This is a genomic window from Acetobacter fabarum (genome assembly GCF_011516925.1).
GTDB lineage: Bacteria > Pseudomonadota > Alphaproteobacteria > Acetobacterales > Acetobacteraceae > Acetobacter > Acetobacter fabarum.
This window is the reverse complement of the sequence record NZ_WOTG01000006.1, coordinates 92,966-106,329: the sequence shown is the minus strand read 5'-3', so window position 1 is coordinate 106,329 and position 13,364 is coordinate 92,966. Positions and strand designations below refer to the sequence as shown.

The 13,364-nt window shown below is 56.0% G+C and carries 14 protein-coding genes; 11 read left to right on the top strand and 3 right to left on the bottom strand.

The window, feature by feature from the left end; genetic code table 11:
- The first annotated feature begins 261 nt into the window (after window positions 1-261).
- From GOB83_RS09135 to glsA, 3 genes are all read left to right on the top strand, one after another.
- On the top strand, window positions 262-1,386 hold the full coding sequence (locus GOB83_RS09135) for an MFS transporter (protein ID WP_194301356.1): 1,125 nt from the start codon (window positions 262-264) through the stop codon (window positions 1,384-1,386).
- A gap of 73 nt (window positions 1,387-1,459) precedes the next feature.
- Window positions 1,460-1,855, top strand: coding sequence for a (R)-mandelonitrile lyase (locus GOB83_RS09130; RefSeq protein WP_165925831.1), 396 nt, complete (start codon window positions 1,460-1,462; stop codon window positions 1,853-1,855).
- Window positions 1,856-2,023: 168 nt separating this feature from the next.
- Window positions 2,024-3,085 carry a glutaminase A gene (glsA, locus tag GOB83_RS09125; RefSeq protein WP_306309883.1) on the top strand — a complete coding sequence of 354 codons (1,062 nt, stop codon included), beginning with the start codon at window positions 2,024-2,026 and terminating at the stop codon, window positions 3,083-3,085.
- 72 nt (window positions 3,086-3,157) lie between these two features.
- On the opposite strand, the gene GOB83_RS09120 is transcribed toward glsA, so the two are convergent.
- Window positions 3,158-3,634: a YaiI/YqxD family protein gene (locus GOB83_RS09120; RefSeq protein WP_165925830.1), complete on the bottom strand. Its 477-nt coding sequence runs from the start codon at window positions 3,632-3,634 to the stop codon at window positions 3,158-3,160.
- A gap of 153 nt (window positions 3,635-3,787) precedes the next feature.
- Here GOB83_RS09120 and GOB83_RS09115 point away from each other — a divergent pair, with 153 nt between their 5' ends.
- Window positions 3,788-4,114, top strand: coding sequence for a hypothetical protein (locus GOB83_RS09115; protein ID WP_165925829.1), 327 nt, complete (start codon window positions 3,788-3,790; stop codon window positions 4,112-4,114).
- 63 nt (window positions 4,115-4,177) lie between these two features.
- On the opposite strand, the gene GOB83_RS09110 is transcribed toward GOB83_RS09115, so the two are convergent.
- Complete coding sequence (locus tag GOB83_RS09110) at window positions 4,178-4,921, bottom strand: class I SAM-dependent methyltransferase (protein ID WP_086646832.1); 744 nt, start codon at window positions 4,919-4,921, stop codon at window positions 4,178-4,180.
- Between the two features lie 108 nt (window positions 4,922-5,029).
- Here GOB83_RS09110 and GOB83_RS09105 point away from each other — a divergent pair, with 108 nt between their 5' ends.
- On the top strand, window positions 5,030-5,770 hold the full coding sequence (locus GOB83_RS09105) for a glycosyltransferase family 2 protein (RefSeq protein ID WP_198911994.1): 741 nt from the start codon (window positions 5,030-5,032) through the stop codon (window positions 5,768-5,770).
- Here GOB83_RS09105 and GOB83_RS09100 read toward each other — a convergent pair.
- Complete coding sequence (locus GOB83_RS09100; RefSeq protein ID WP_165925827.1) at window positions 5,700-6,209, bottom strand: COG4648 family protein; 510 nt, start codon at window positions 6,207-6,209, stop codon at window positions 5,700-5,702. The genes GOB83_RS09105 and GOB83_RS09100 overlap by 71 nt on opposite strands.
- A 193-nt stretch (window positions 6,210-6,402) precedes the next feature.
- Here GOB83_RS09100 and GOB83_RS09095 point away from each other — a divergent pair, with 193 nt between their 5' ends.
- The 6 genes from GOB83_RS09095 to GOB83_RS09070 are packed head-to-tail and all read left to right on the top strand — an operon-like array spanning window position 6,403 to window position 13,347.
- Window positions 6,403-6,702 (top strand): phosphopantetheine-binding protein, encoded by a 300-nt coding sequence (locus tag GOB83_RS09095; RefSeq protein WP_086646829.1) that lies wholly within the window; start codon window positions 6,403-6,405, stop codon window positions 6,700-6,702.
- Between the two features lie 5 nt (window positions 6,703-6,707).
- The gene (locus tag GOB83_RS09090; RefSeq protein WP_165925826.1) at window positions 6,708-8,369 is read left to right on the top strand and encodes an AMP-binding protein; all 1,662 of its coding nucleotides are present in this window, start codon (window positions 6,708-6,710) and stop codon (window positions 8,367-8,369) included.
- Window positions 8,353-9,255: an LpxL/LpxP family acyltransferase gene (locus GOB83_RS09085; protein WP_165925825.1), complete on the top strand. Its 903-nt coding sequence runs from the start codon at window positions 8,353-8,355 to the stop codon at window positions 9,253-9,255. Before GOB83_RS09090 ends, GOB83_RS09085 begins: the two co-directional genes overlap by 17 nt.
- Window positions 9,252-9,827 carry a LolA-related protein gene (locus GOB83_RS09080; protein ID WP_086646826.1) on the top strand — a complete coding sequence of 192 codons (576 nt, stop codon included), beginning with the start codon at window positions 9,252-9,254 and terminating at the stop codon, window positions 9,825-9,827. The genes GOB83_RS09085 and GOB83_RS09080 overlap by 4 nt, the downstream gene beginning before the upstream one ends.
- Complete coding sequence (locus GOB83_RS09075; RefSeq protein WP_264802694.1) at window positions 9,824-12,160, top strand: MMPL family transporter; 2,337 nt, start codon at window positions 9,824-9,826, stop codon at window positions 12,158-12,160. Before GOB83_RS09080 ends, GOB83_RS09075 begins: the two co-directional genes overlap by 4 nt.
- Window positions 12,157-13,347: a beta-ketoacyl-ACP synthase gene (locus GOB83_RS09070; RefSeq protein WP_165925824.1), complete on the top strand. Its 1,191-nt coding sequence runs from the start codon at window positions 12,157-12,159 to the stop codon at window positions 13,345-13,347. Before GOB83_RS09075 ends, GOB83_RS09070 begins: the two co-directional genes overlap by 4 nt.
- The last annotated feature ends 17 nt before the right edge of the window (window positions 13,348-13,364 follow it).

Genomic DNA, 13,364 nt, shown 5'->3' with positions numbered 1-13,364 from the left:
TATTCATGAGTATAATTCATGATCATGCTCGTTTTATTGGGGCTAGTCCTGAGAGAGTTCGTTCCTTATGTCCTAAAGCAACCTCAGTCGCTGCTACAGTTTTCCAGGTTAATGCTGTTTGCTGCTTATGTGCGCTGTAGGGAAAATCATGGCTACGGATTGCTATAATACCGAGGCGGAATGGATAATATCTCTCAAACAGTTTCTAAAATAACTCGGAGCGCCAATCAGTCAGCCGGGGGTTGGGGGGCGGTGCTGGCCATGTCTCTGGGTGCGTTTGCACTTGTCGCATCCGAGTTTATGCCTGTTAGTCTTTTAACCCCGATTGCGGCTGATCTGCATATTACAGAAGGGCAGGCAGGGCAGGCTATTTCAGTTTCTGGCGCATTTGCGGTGCTGACCAGCCTCTTTATTTCCGCACTGGCCAAGGGGATTAACCGTAAAACCCTGTTGCTGGCCCTGATCGCCATGATGATCGTGTCGGGGAGTGTTGTTTCCCTTGCTCCGAATTATGTGGTGTTCATGCTCGGGCGGGCAATGATCGGTGTTGTTATTGGCGGTTTCTGGTCCATGTCTGCCGCTACGGCTATGCGGCTTGTGGAGGACCACCACGTGCCCCGTGCGCTTGCAATCCTGAATGGCGGAAACGCTCTGGCTACCGTTATTGCTGCACCTGCTGGTAGTTTTTTAGGTGGTCTTATTGGCTGGCGTGGTGCTTTTTTCTGTGTGGTGCCCGTGGCTGTTGTTGTTTTTGTCTGGCAGTTTGTCAGTCTCCCATCTATGGCGAGCGCGCGGCATCAGCAGTCGGCCAGTGTATTTTTTTTGCTGAGACGACCGATTGTGGCTGTTGGTATGCTGGCAGTCAGCCTGTTTTTTATGGGCCAGTTTACGCTTTTTACTTATGTCAGGCCATTTCTTGAAGACGTTGCTCATGTGGACGTATCCACTTTGTCGTTAATCCTGCTCCTTATGGGTATTTCTGGCTTTGTTGGCACTGTACTGATCGGGAATGCTCTAAAAAACAGTGTTTATCCCACGCTGATTATTATTCCTGTCCTCATGGCTTTTCTGGCTACTGCTCTTATTGTTCTGGGTAAGTGGGTTGCTGTTTCCGCTGTTATACTTACTGCGTGGGGTTTGTTCGCTACGTCCGCCCCTGTGGGCTGGTGGACCTGGCTTGCCCGAACACTTCCCCAGGATGCTGAAGCCGGTGGGGGGCTTATGGTGGCAGTTGTCCAACTCGCCATTACGCTAGGGGCGACCTGTGGTGGCATCCTTTTTGACGGGGTTGGGTATCAGGCCACATTTGCGGCTAGTGCAGTGGTGCTTGCGATTGCTGCGCTTTTGGCGGCCACGACAGGGCGATTGGCCGGTCGAGGAGCATAAAACCTGTCAGGCATTCAGGCAGGACAAGCAACCGGATTTAACATTTTTGAACCACATACAGGATAGAGTGCTTATGGAGATCAAACGCATAGGGACCCAACCCTCCGCTAAAGGGCCGGTCGACTGGTTTACTGGGACGGTACGTATAGACCCACTTTTTAACCCGCCGGAGCCCTCTCAGGTAACCACCGCGCTGGTTACGTTTGAGCCGGGAGCCCGCACCGCCTGGCATACTCACCCGCTTGGGCAAATGCTTATCGTGACGGCAGGGTGTGGCTGGGTGCAGCGTGAAGGTAGCCCGATTGAGGAAATCCATCCCGGCGATACAATCTGGTTCGCCCCGGGTGAAAAGCACTGGCATGGTGCGACAGCAACGACGGCGATGAGCCATATTGCAATTCAGGAAAAGCAGAATGGCTCCCCGGTTGATTGGCTGGAGCATGTTTCTGACACCCAGTATTGTAACTGATTGATTGCAGCTAAAAAGTTTTCCTCTTTTGGTGCTTGTGAGTGTGAAGGGAACATTACGCTCTGGCGGAACTAAAGGGGAACTGCATAGGCTGTGATGTGGGATTTTATTTTTCATTAAGTGTATTGTAGTAACGCATTACATGAATGCTGATGAAAGATAGATCCTGTGCGCAATAATTTTTTTATTAAAATATCCGCTTCGTTGATCTTAACAACCTGTTTTGTAGTGTTGCCTACCAATAATGCAAGTGCACGGGATAAGCCTCAGCCAGCATCTTCTGCTGTTATCCAAAAAGTGATTGAACAGGCTTATGACAAATACAAGCCTGTTATGGAAGGGAAAAATGCCAGTTATATTCCCTATCTGGCCAAGGCAGACGGCAAACTCTACGGCATTGCTGTTGTAACGGTGGATGGGCGGGTTTTCCGGATTGGGGATGCTGGGCACCCGTTCCCTGTGGAATCTGTTTCTAAAATTTTTACGCTGGCGGATGTTCTGCATAAACAGGGAGCAGAGAGTGTTCTGCATAAGATCGGCGTGAATGCCACCGGTCTGCCGTTTAATTCCGCTTTGGCGGTAGAGTTGAATAATGACAAGCTGGGTGGCAGCCCGCCCCCCGGTAACCCATTGGTTAATGCGGGGGCCATGGCAACAGCAAGTCTGGTCGAAGGCAAAACGCTGGATGCAAAATGGCAGAGCGTTATAGATACAGCATCAGCATTTGCAGGGCATACCTTGCATTTGAACGATAATGTTTACCGATCAGAAATGGCCAGTAACCAGCACAATCAGGCCATAGCAATGCTGCTGCAAAGTTATGACCATTTATATGCCGATGTATCGGAAACAGTGGATCTTTATACGCGTGAATGTTCCTACGATGTAGATGCGGTTGATCTGGCAACCATGGGGGCCACTCTGGCCAATGGAGGGACAAACCCGCGTACCCATCATGCCGTGGTTGATGCCGCTACAAGCGCCCATGTACTGGCAGTTATGGCAACCGCAGGTTTGTACAATACGTCTGGCGAATGGCTGTTCAAGGTCGGCCTGCCAGGAAAAAGCGGGGTAGGGGGCGGTATTGTAGCCGTGGTCCCCGGTAAGTTGGCCATTGGTGTTTATTCGTCCCGCCTTGATGCGGCCGGCAACAGCGTTCGCGGGCAGCTTGCCGTGCAGTTTATTGCGCAGGCACTGGGCGCTAACATTTTTGCTGCAGAAGTGCAGTAAGCATTACATCAGGCAGGCGTGACGTAACTCTGCGCTATTGTCGCGCAAAAGCGCAGGGCTGCCGCCGGCCTGTTATCCGTTAGGTGGTAGCAGGCGGATGGGTTGTTTGCGTGCCTTGACCACCAATGTATCAAGCTCAGACAGAAAGCGGGAGCGATCTGCCTTGCCAAATGTAGCGCTTCCGGGGGTGATCATTCCAGCCGAGCGCAGGTCAGTCATCAGGTTCCGCATGGCCAATGCCATGCCTATGGCATCCCCATCCAGCAACCGGCCTTTGTGTTCAAGAACATAAGCACCTTTTTCCACACACCGGGCGGCTAAGGGAATATCAGCGGTTATGACAATATCCCGGCTTTGAACGCGCTCGGCTATCCAGTCATCAGCTATGTCGGGACCGGCATCCACAACAATCCGCTCAATAAGTGGAGAGGCGGGAACAGCCATCATACGGTTGGAAACAACAAAAACATGCAATTTATAGCGCGTGGCAACACGGTACACTTCGTCTTTGACGGGGCAGGCATCGGAATCGATAAAAATACGGATCATGCCCGTAATTTGCCGCAGCCTTGCTTATGGAGCAAGCGGCACCATAGGCAGTATTGATAATTCTGTATCCCAGATAGAGTAATACAAAGGGACACATATTCCGATCAATAGAGTAAGAAGTTCCTGTTGATATTATATACGGGAGTTTGGTGAATGAAGGTCAATTTTAAGCGTATGATGCTTTATGTATCCGGGTGTTTTGTTGCGGTGGGGCTGGCGGCAGCCACGTATCCGGTTATGGCCGATGCTCAACCGGATGTGATTGTGGATACTGCGCAAAATGGCGTGGAAAATGGCCATTCCATGCGCCCGTTATGGGTGCTGGTAGCGCAGCGTGGCCCGGACAATGAAGACGCCATGATTACGGCTTCATTTTACACCAAAGCAGCCTGTGAAGACGCATTGAAGTTTTTCCGTGAACAGCAGGAACATCCCAATCGTGAATTCCATGGGGTGTGCCTGCCATCAGGTGCAGCTTAAACCGCAGCCAGCAAGGTGCATGCCCAGATTACAGGGCTGCACCTTGGGGCGTGTTGAAGGTGTTTATAGTGGCCGTTCGGCCATATACGCATGGAACACACCAAACGATGTGTGTTTGCGCACGTTGCTAAAACCGACAGATTGCATGGTGCCCAGAATACGGGCGGGGGGAACGCATTCTTCTATTGTGTCCCAGTAATAGGCCATAAGTCTCCTGCTGTCCTGCGATGCCGCAACGCCGGACAGCAGCGGGACAACCCGGCCAAGGTAAAACCGCAGCATAAGCTGGATAAGCCGGTTGTCAGCCCGCCCGATCTCAAGGATCAGCACATGGCCGCCGGGCTTAAGCACATCCAGATAACCTGCAAACGTTGCTCTAAGGTCCTGCACATGCCGTAAGGCGTAGCCCATGCTCAGCATGTCCATGCTGGCAGGGGCAACTGGCAGGGCCTGAGCATCTGCCAGCACAACCTGAATGGGCAGTTTGTCACGGCATTGCTGGAGCATGCCTGCGCTCATATCCAGCCCGATAATGTTGGCGGCATCCGTTATGGTTGCGGCTTCCTGCGCAACAAGGCCCGTGCCGGTAGCAACGTCCAGCAATGTCTGCCCGGCACGCAGCCCGGCCATGCGCAACATCCAGCGTCGGTACCATTTACCGGACCCGAGTGAAAAAACAGCGTTGATCCGGTCATAATAGCCGGCGGTTTTATCAAAAATAGAGCGAACAAACTGCCTGTGTTCCCCCTTGGTGCGGTAATAGTCAGGCAGGACAGGGTGAGGTGGGCAGGGTATGCGCTCAGACATTGCCATTTCCGGTTCAATGATCTTGGTATTCGGTTCTTACCGTAATTGAGGTATGTGGACCAGTCTTGCTGTATTTTATTCTGGTTTTGACCCACAGGTATGCCTGCCATGTTCCGCTGTATTGTTCTTGTTCCATCCTATAACTCCGGGCTTTTGCTGCGGAGCACGGTTTCTGCCGTGCTGGCGGTCTGGCCGGATGTAGTGGTGGTTACAGATGGCAGTACCGATGGCAGCGACCGTACACTGGATGATATGCTGCCAGCGCATGCAGGGCTCAAAATCCTGCATCTGGCACAAAATGGGGGCAAGGGGCACGCGGTTTTGCAAGGGGCGTTGTGGGCCTTGCAGGCAGGCTACACGCATGCCTTGACCATGGATGCAGATGGCCAGCACCCAGCGCAGGCTGTGCCGGATTTTATTGCGCTCTCCCGCTCCGCTCCGCAGGCTCTGGTACTGGGCGTGCCAGTCTTTGGGTCAGAAGCACCCGCTCTGCGCGTGTGGGGGCGCAAGTTATCCAATATCCTCATTGATATGGAAACAGGGGGCGCTGTTAAAGATTGCCTGTTTGGTTTTAGGGTTTATCCACTCAAACCACTGGTCATGGTTCTTCAGGCATCACGCTTTATGCGCGGCTTTGATTTTGATCCGGAGGTTGCCGCGCGTATGGTCTGGCAGGGAGTGCCCGCACTCAATAAACCCGCTGTTGTGCAGTATTTTAACGCAGCCGAAGGGGGGATTTCCCATTTCCATTATGTGCGGGACAACACACGGCTCGTTTTTATGCATCTGAGGTTGTTGTTTGCATGGGCGAGGCGTGTGTGTTGCGGAAAGCCGCTATCGTCGTCCTGAGTGATACGTGCTGGAAGTCGCGTATGACAAGGCGCCTGACACCTGCCTCCATAACCATGAACAACAGCGCCATGGCAAATGTGCCCCCAGAGAGCGGCCATTGCCATATGCCAGCAGGCCCGAACCAGAACAGCAGCGGCGGTGTGGTCAGGGCTGCGGCAAAAAACATGGTCCAAAAAACCGTTAGTACGTGTGTGTAGCGTGCAATATCCGCCCGCAAGGGGCCATGTACCCGGCTGGCCATAACAGCAACAAGCGGCTGCCGGGATGGCAAAAGGGAGCGGCCAAAAACGAACAGCATCATCCCCAGAGAAGCCGCATAAAGCACGCAGCCATCGGCAACTGTTGCCTGGTGTGGCCAGTGCACGGCCAAAGGCACCAAGCAGATAGCCATAACAGCACTTGTTTTAAGGTGCAGGCTTAGTAGAGCAAACGCCATGCACTGCATGAGAAGCGAGATAACACTAACGGGAATTGCTGCGTAAGGTGTATAGGGTATATGCCAAAGAAGAATTGATAGGGACACAAGCATAGCACCAGCCCCACGCCGGAAAGCTGTGTGTCTTTCCAGCCATGTTGGCTTTGCGATAATGCGTGTTTGTGTTAGCTCACTCATGATATCTGCACTTAACATGAGACATGCTGTGAATACGACCCGCTCGACAACAATACAAACGCCTTTTGAGCATGAAGTTGCAGAACGGCTTGTTGCAGCACTTCAGCTTGAAGTCACGGCTGAAGAAATTGCTCCCGAGGCCCCCCTGTTTGGGGAAGGGCTGGGTCTTGATTCCATTGATGCGCTTGAAATTGCCCTGTTTGTCGGGCGTGATTACGGCGTGGCCCTGCGGTCGGAAGACCCGGATAACAAAAAGATTTTTAGCTCCTTGCGGTCTTTGTGCGCATTTGTGCAGGCAAATCGCACTGCTGGGTGAATCTGATGCCCAATATGAGGCCTGACCAGCAATGGCCTGATCTTTCCCTTGTTTATGCTCCTGACAGATCGCTTTTTCTGACCGATCAGGGGGCTGTTACAGGGTGGAGTTTTCTGCATGCCGCCCATGCGGTGGCTGCCTTGCTGCCAGACTGCCCGATTGTGCCTGTCTGCTCAGGTGTGAGCCATTTTACACTCCTGTTTGCAGCAACCTTGCTGCGGGGGCAGCATGTGCTGTTGAGCAGCGAGCGTAATCCCGCCCGGTTGGCAGAGCTTGCGCAGGAGCATAATGCCGTCTGTGTCAGTGTTGAGGGAGATGCCGAGAGCGCATTGCTCGCCGGTAGCGGGCTAACAGTGCCAGATGTTCTGGCAATGCCTCCATCGGCTGAAAGTGCGGCTCAGCCCTGCCATAACCCTGTCATCAAGCCGGAAACACTGGTGGCGCTGGTTTTTACCTCGGGGAGCACAGGGCAACCGGTCGGGCATCGTAAATACTGGGGTGGGCTGGTTACACGCAGCGTAACAGCACGCGTGCTGCTGGACCCGGATGATGCCCCGGCCTGTCTGGTTGGCACTGTACCGCCGTACCATATGTACGGGTTTGAGGCATTGGTGCTGCAATGCCTGAACACGCGCGTTACCGTGGTTGCAGGGGGCGGTGGTTACCCGGCGGACTGGCAGGCCAGCCTGAACCGGGCTTTTGCCCCGCGCATTCTGGTCACAACACCTTTGCAGTTGCGTACCATGTTGCGTTCGGGGTTGGCTTGGCCAGCTATCCGGCGCGTGGTCTCGGCCTCGGCTCCGCTTGCGCCTGAGCTTGCCGCTGAGGCGGAGGAAGTGCTTGGGACAGAAGTGACCGAGATCTACGGTTCGACAGAAACAGGTTCCATGGCCATCCGGCGGACGGTGAGCGGGGCACACTGGCAGTGGTATAAAGGTGTCACTCCGCATGAAAGTACTGATGGTGTTGAAGTTTCAGCACCGGGTGTGCCGAGCTATCTGCTCGCCGATTTTATTCAAACTCAGAGCGATGGCACATTTTTGCTGCTGGGCCGCATGAAGGACGTGGTCAAGCTGGGTGGCAAGCGGACGTCTCTTGCTGCGCTGAATGCAGTATTAAACGCCATTCCCGGTGTGGAGGATGGGGCATTTCTGCCTCCTGAAGGTGAAGCCACCAATGTTCTGGCCCGGATGCAGGTTTTTGCCGTATCCTCCACCTTGAGTGCCCAGAGCATTCTGCTGTCCCTGCGGGAGCAGATTGAGCCGGTTTTTCTGCCGCGTAGCGTCAGACTGGTACCTGCCTTACCCCGCAATGCGTTGGGTAAGCTCACCTTGCAGGCGTTGCGTGCCATGGCAGGGCAGGCCATGCAGGAGGAGGAAGTCGGGTCTTTTACGCTGCCTTCTGATCATCCCTGCCTGCCGGGCCATTTTCCCGGCAATCCGGTTGTGCCCGGTGTTTTGCTGCTGGAGGCCGGGCTGGAACAGTTGGGGCAAGCCGGGTTGCATGTGGATATGGTCAAATTCCTGCATCCGGTTCTTCCGGGCCAGAAAGTGATTTTTCTGGCCCGGAGTACAGGTTCCGTTGTGCGCCTGACCGCCAAGTTGAATGATCAGCCTGTCATGCGGGCCGTGTTGAAGGCAAAACAAGAGCATGCCACGCACGGCTGACAGGCGCTGGGTTGTGCCGGAGCGGGGTAACCGGTTTGCCATGCAGGTTGCGCTGCTTCTGGCCCGCAAGGTTGGAAGGCGGCGGCTGGAGTGGCTTCTTGGCCCCATTACGCTGTATTTTTTTCTGCATAACGGGGCGGCCCGTCGGGCATCGCGCGCTTATTTGCGTCGTGCTTTGCCTGTTCGCCCTACAATAACCACCATTATGCGGCATATGCGGTGCTTCGCACAGGTTGTGCTGGACCGTATTTTTTTTCTGCAAAACACCACGGACATGCCACATGTGCGGGTTACGGGGCGGGAGTGCTTTTTGCAGGCTCTGGCGGGTGGGCGAGGGTGCCTTTTGCTGGGGGCGCATATCGGGTCGTTTGAAGCGCTCAGGTCTCTGGGGCGGGAGCACGGTATAACATTGCGCATGCTCATGTACCGCTCCAATCTGGGGGGAGCCACAGATGTGCTGGAAGCGCTGGACCCTACTTACGCACAAACCATTATTGCCATCGGGCAGGTGGATACCATGCTCCGCGTTGCGGAAAGCCTGGGGCGGGGGGAAGTGGTTGGTATTCTGGGGGACAGAACGCCCGATACAGATCGGTGTATCCGCACAAAAATGCTGGGGGGGGATGTTTTGCTCCCCGAAGGGCCTTTCCGGCTGGGGATGGCTACAGGCGCTCCCATTGTGCTCGTAAGCGCCATACGTGCAGCAGATGGTGTTTATGACGTAAATTTTGTGCCGTTTGGTGTGGCATACCCCACATCCCGGCAGGGGCGATCCGCTTTTGGGCAACAGGCGGCGGAGCGATACGCGGGCTGGATGGAGGCGCTGTGCCGCAGGCACCCGTTCTCATGGTTTAATTTTTATGATTACTGGAAAGACCTGCCGTGAAAGTTTTTTCTCTTCTGGTGGCATGGGGGCTGCTTGCAGGCATGGGGCAGGCATGGGCGGTCGATAACGGAACAGACCTGACCGGGCAGATTATTGCCCATCTGGGGCAGGTGCCCGAGCGTGCGCAGCCTTTCCATGAACAAAAGGATATGGCGGCTCTTACGCACCCATTGCTTTCCAGTGGCGTGCTGCTGTTCCATCGCCCCGCATATCTGGAGAAAAACACGCAGGCCCCACGCCCCGAAAAACTGGTGATTGACGGGAGTATGGTCTCCATCCAGCGGGGGGCGGGGAGTGTGCATAATGTGCCGCTGTCGCAAAGCCCTGCTCTTGCACTGCTGGTCACAACCATGCGCGCACCGCTGGAAGGGGACATGGCAAGCCTGACGCATGATTACACCCTGAGTGCACAGGGCGACCTTGGCGCATGGACACTTAATATGGCACCTCTTTCCCCGCAGGCGGTGCATCTGGTGCGTCTGGTCGTGCTGAAGGGGCGCAATAACGCCATACAGAGCCTGAAGATTGTGCAGGCTAATGGGGATGTGCAAACCCTGACCCTCGACCCGTGAGGCCGCGTAGAAAACCCGGGGTTCTGGCCATAACGCTGGCGGTGTCGGTTCTGTTTGCCGTGCTGGTGTTCCTGAATATCCCGCTGCGGATGGATATGGCGGGTTTTTTGCCCAAAGGCCATGATGACGGAACGCGCTTTTTATTACGCGAAGTGCAGGGCGGTGTAGCGGGCACTGTTATCATGCTGGGGGTGGAGGGAGCTCCCGAGCCCGAACTTGCCCGGCTTAGTCTGGGCCTGCACACAGCCCTTGCAGGGGATCCCCAGTTTGTTTCTGTCCTGAATGGTGTTTTTGCCACGGATCAGGCCGAGACCTTGCGTAATCTCCTGTTTGAGCATCGCTACCAGCTTGCCCCCGATAATTCTGTGCGCAAGCTGGATGCACAGGCACTGGCGCAGGCGTTTTCCAATGTTCTGGATGGGCTGGATTCCGCCGCAGGCTCTGTTTTGTCGGATGCACTCCTGCGGGACCCGACAAACGCGTTTGTGCAGACCGTGCGCGCATTGGAGCCGGATGTGCGTGTTCGAGTGGTGCAGGGCGTCTGGTTTGCGCCGGACCGGCCACGTGCCCTGCTGTTGTTGCGCACGCAGGCCCCGGGTATGGACCTTGCCCGGCAGGCTCATGTTGAACAGACCATAACGGCGGCATTTGCCGCCTTGCACCCCGGTTCGGCCAGACTGCTCATGAGCGGCCCGTCAGTTTTTGCCGTGTCCAGTGCGGCGGGCATGCGGCGCGATGTGGATATGATGGCGCTGTGCTCCTTTGCGCTGGTTGTGAGTATTCTTTACTGGCGGTTCCGCTCGCTGTGGGTGCTGGCAGCTATTGGTGTGCCGTTTTTGCTCTCGTTGAGTGTTGCCATGCTTGTCGTGCGTCTGGCCTTTGGCTTTGTGCATGGCATTGCATTCGGCTTTGGTATGACCATGCTGGGTGTGGCGCTGGATTACCCGGTGCTGCTTATCGGGCACCGTGACCATGGTGAAGGCCCACAGGCAACTCTGCACCGTATTGGCCATAGTTTGCGGCTGGGTGTTGCAACGGCTGTGCTGGGGCTAACCGGCATGGTGTTTTGCGGGCTGCCCGGGCTGGCGCAACTGGGCGTGTTTGCTGCCGTAGGGCTTGTGGTGGCAGCGCTTGTTACCCTGCATATCATGCCCAGACTGGTCGTAGCAGCGGATCTGGCACCGCATGTGAGTGGGCCGTCCGGGCCTTTGGCTGTGGCAGAAGGCTGGCGGCGCTACCGGGTTCTGGCCTGCCTGCCTGTTATGTTCTGCGCGGTGGCGTTATGGCGTTCTCCCCCGCTTATGGACACTCGCCTTACAGCCCTTAGCCCCCTGCCAGAGAAAACCCTGCGACTGGACGATTCATTACGCCGTGATCTTGGTGTGCCGGACTCTTCACTCATGCTGGCAGTCTCAGGGCAGAATGCGCAGGCAGTGCTGGAGCGGGAGGAGGCTCTGGCACCAGTATGGGCGCAATTGCAGCAAAAGGGCGCACTGGCAGGCGTGCAGGAGGCGGCACGTTTACTGCCTTCGGTGCAGATGCAGCGCAGCCGGGCCAGCCAGTTGCCACCCCCGGCCGCGTTGCAGGTTGCTATTGCACAGGCAAAGGAGGGACTACCCTTCCGTGCGACAGCCTTTGATGCATTTGTGGCTGATGTGGCGCGTGCACGGCAAATGCCCCCGTTATTACCGCAGGATATGCTGGGCACGCCGGTTGGGGCGGCAATGGCTCCCTTGCTGTTTGCACGGGGCGGGCAATGGTTCGGCCTCGTTTTTCCGGAAAGTGTGAAGGACCATCAGGCTGTAGAACACGCACTGGCTGGGCAACCGGATGTTCTGGTGCTGGATATGCGGAAGGAAGTGGATAGCCTCTCGGCCTACCACACAGGCCGTACATTGCGTTGGATGGCCGTCGGGTGTGTGCTGGCGTTTGTCGTGCTGCTGGTTGGCCTGCGCGATGCCAGACGTATGTTCCGCGTAATCGGGGCTGTGGGGGCGGTGCAGATTACGGTGCTGGGGGCGTTTGCCCTGTTACATCAGCCCCTTACACTCATTCATCTGATTGCCCTGCAGTTTGTGCTGGGGGTTAGTCTGGATTACGCTCTGTTCTTTGCACGCCCCCAGTTGGACGCGGAAGAACGAGCCAGAACCATGCGCACATTGCTGACCTGCAATGCCATGACCGTGCTGACTTTTGGCCTTCTGGCAGCCTGCCAGACCCCATTACTGCGCGAAATTGGGATAACCGTTGCTTTTGGTGTTGCGTTAGCCATGATCTACGGCTTTCTTCTGGCTGGACAACGCCCGAATATTGGACCACCAGACCGACCATGAAACCACTCGCCATAACCGCTGGAACAGTCCTGAGCGCAATCGGGCGAGGATTGGCCGCGACCGAAGATGCGCTGCTGGCACGCCGTTCGGGGCTAACACCATGTGACTTTGCCGGAATAAAAACAGGCTATGTCGGCTGTGTGCCACAAGCTGGCACGCATGTGCTGGAGGGAGTTGCCCCCGGCTTTACGTGCCGCAACAACCAGTTGGCGGATATGGCCTGTGCGCAGGATGGGTTTGCGCAGGCAGTGCAGAGTGCCCGCCAGTTTTATGGTGCCTATAGGATTGCCGTGGTGCTGGGCACTTCCACGTCTGGTATTCTCTCAGCCGAAGATGCCTATGAAGCACTGGACCCGGTCACTGGTGCACCGCCCCCGGAGTTTGATCAGGCCCATACGCAGGACCTGTTCTCACTCCCCCGGTTTGTCGCGGCACGGCTGGGGTTGGAAGGGCCAATACTGAGTGTTTCCAACGCCTGTGCCTCTTCATCCCGTGCATTTGTGGATGCCCGTCACTGGCTGGAGGCCGGGCTGTGTGATGCCGTTGTCGTTGGCGGGGCAGACAGCCTGTGCCGTATGACATTAAGGGGGTTTGCCGCCCTCGGGCTGGTGAGTGCGGAACCAACCCGCCCGTGCGATGCACAGCGCACCGGCATTTCCGTAGGGGAAGGGGCAGGCTTTGTTCTGCTCGAGCGTGAAGGAGCGCGCTCTGGTGCTGAGGTCATGGGGCGGTGGGTCGGTTATGGGGTGAGTAGTGATGGCCACCATATGTCCTCCCCCGATCCGCTGGCACGCGGGGCTGTGGCGGCCATGCGTGAGGCGCTGGAACGGGCCGGACTGGATGCCTCGCAACTGGACTATATCAATCTGCATGGGACCGGTACGGTTGTGAATGACGCCATGGAGGACCACGCCGTGCATACCCTGTTTGGCCGTAGTGTGCCCTGTTCCTCCACCAAAGGCTGGACGGGGCATACTCTGGGGGCCTCCGGGATTATCGAGGCCATGTTTGCTCTTGTGATGATGCGGGCAGGATTTGCGCCGGGCTGCCTGAATGTGCAGCAGATTGACCCCACATTTAACAGCCATGTGCTGACAGACACACTCCATAAGCCGGTCCAGCGGGTAATGAGCAATGCTTTTGGTTTTGGTGGAACCAATTGCAGCCTGATTTTTGAGGGCGTGTGATGCGGGTTTCTGTACAA